Origin of the sequence: Okeania sp. SIO2B9 (assembly GCF_010672505.1) — a bacterium.
Lineage (GTDB): Bacteria > Cyanobacteriota > Cyanobacteriia > Cyanobacteriales > Microcoleaceae > Okeania > Okeania hirsuta.
Genome location: NZ_JAAHGK010001399.1, coordinates 1 through 1,882, shown reverse-complemented (window position 1 = coordinate 1,882; position 1,882 = coordinate 1). Strand labels below are relative to the sequence as shown.

General features: G+C 37.4%; 3 protein-coding genes. 2 read left to right on the top strand and 1 reads right to left on the bottom strand.

Annotation, left to right across the window (positions count from 1 at the left end; all coding sequences use genetic code 11):
* Positions 1-355: Fur family transcriptional regulator (locus tag F6K13_RS31140; protein ID WP_287289573.1), on the bottom strand; the 355-nt coding region annotated here is incomplete at its 3' end.
* An 80-nt stretch (positions 356-435) separates the two neighbouring features.
* Between F6K13_RS31140 and purS the strand changes: the two genes are divergently transcribed.
* Positions 436-747: a phosphoribosylformylglycinamidine synthase subunit PurS gene (purS, locus tag F6K13_RS31135; protein ID WP_124147356.1), complete on the top strand. Its 312-nt coding sequence runs from the start codon at positions 436-438 to the stop codon at positions 745-747.
* A gap of 232 nt (positions 748-979) precedes the next feature.
* Positions 980-1,669 (top strand): phosphoribosylformylglycinamidine synthase subunit PurQ, encoded by a 690-nt coding sequence (purQ, locus tag F6K13_RS31130; RefSeq protein WP_124147355.1) that lies wholly within the window; start codon positions 980-982, stop codon positions 1,667-1,669.
* Positions 1,670-1,882 lie beyond the last annotated feature (213 nt).

Genomic DNA, 1,882 nt, shown 5'->3' with positions numbered 1-1,882 from the left:
CAAAAAACTCTAAAGTGTGATAAAAAATCTTAAATTTGTGGGACTTCTGTAATTTATTTTCTAAATTATGGACAGGACATTCATAAATAGGAATAGAAGTCCCACATTTTACACAGGTCAGATGATGTTGGTTTTGCTGTAAGCAACTATATACAGATTCGCCATTGGCCAAAGTCCGGACAATTACTACCCCTTCTTGTTTGAGGGCATCTAAAGAACGATAGACTGTTGCTAATCCCAGAGGTTGGTCACATTCGCGCAGTGCTGAATAAATATCCTGAGCAGATAGCGATCGCTTCTGGATTTTTAATAGCTTTAAAATACGCTCTTGAGACCGGGTACGATTGGATTTCATGGCTAATGTGGTTAACTATGAATAGAACTTAACTGATAATATCTAACGTGGTCAGTTGAAATCTAATATTTTTTAATCTCGTGACAAAACAATATCAGGCACATATATATGTTACCCTAAGACCATCTGTTTTAGATCCTGCTGGTACTGCAGTTAAATCTGGGTTGGCACAGATGGGATATGACAATGTAGAACAAATTAGAATTGGTAAATATATTGAGTTGATGCTTCAGGCAACTGATGAAGCAACAGCTAAGGAACAACTAGAATTAATCTGCGATCGACTATTAGCTAATCCTGTCATTGAAAATTATCGTTTTGATTTAATAGACATCTCCAGAAAAGAGGCAACAGGCAACAGGCAACAGGCAACAGGCAACATGGAGAAATAATTGATAATTTATGGATCAGAATTGATTTTATTTTTGATTTTTGGAGATGTTTAATGGAAACTGTCAAAGAAGGTGCTAGGTTTTAGGTGGTAGATTTTAGGTGAAACTGTGGACATCAGTTGTGAAAGTGGAGTTTTAGACCTAGTTGCTAGTGCATAGTACTCTTGAAAAATCTGCAATAACACCTGAAGTCTCACACTTTCAGAGTATAGCAACTATCATTGAAATTAATATGAAGTTTGGTATTATTGTGTTTCCCGGTTCCAACTGCGATCGGGATGTAGCTTGGGTAACTCAAAGTTTATTAGGTCAACCAACTCGCATGGTTTGGCATCAAGAAGAAAATATTTCCGGTCTAGATGTAATAGTTATTCCTGGAGGTTTCAGCTATGGCGACTATCTCAGATGCGGAGCGATCGCTCGTTTTTCTCCAGTCATGGCAGCAACTGTTGCTCATGCCCAAAAAGGTAAGTTAGTATTAGGTATCTGTAATGGTTTCCAGATATTGACAGAAATAGGACTGTTGCCAGGAGCATTAGTCAGAAATCAGCAATTAAATTTTATTTGCGATCGAGTTCCGGTCAAAGTAGAAAACTCTGATACTGCTTGGACATCTACTTATACAAAAGGAGAAGTGATTCGTTTACCAATAGCTCATGGTGAAGGTCGTTATTATGCTGATACAGAAACGTTGAAAGAATTAGAGAATAATCGTCAAATTTTATTTCGTTACTGTACGGAAAATGGTGAAATTAGTCAAGTAGCTAATCCCAATGGATCTCTTAATAATATTGCTGGGATCTGCAACCGTCAAGGCAATGTGTTGGGAATGATGCCTCATCCAGAGAGAGCATCAGACCCAATGTTAGGTGATACAGATGGCATCAAATTATTTAAGGGATTATTAATGGCTGTGGTTTGAATTTAGCTACAGTCAAGTATCTCATAGCTTTCCCATAGAATAAAAGTTGATTTCAATTGATTAATTTTTAACTGGGAAAGCTTTGCCTTTTCGGTTTTCGCCAACATAAAAAGCGGTCATTTCAGTTATCAGTTAGCCTCTTTACAGAGGAGCTACACTATCAGTTATCAGTTAACAGTACCTCCCTATTGCAGGAGGTACTGTTAACTGATA

Bases quoted from the DNA above. Each gene is read 5' to 3' on its own strand.
- purQ (WP_124147355.1), top strand. From the start codon at position 980: ATGAAGTTTGGTATTATTGTGTTTCCCGGTTCCAACTGCGATCGGGAT.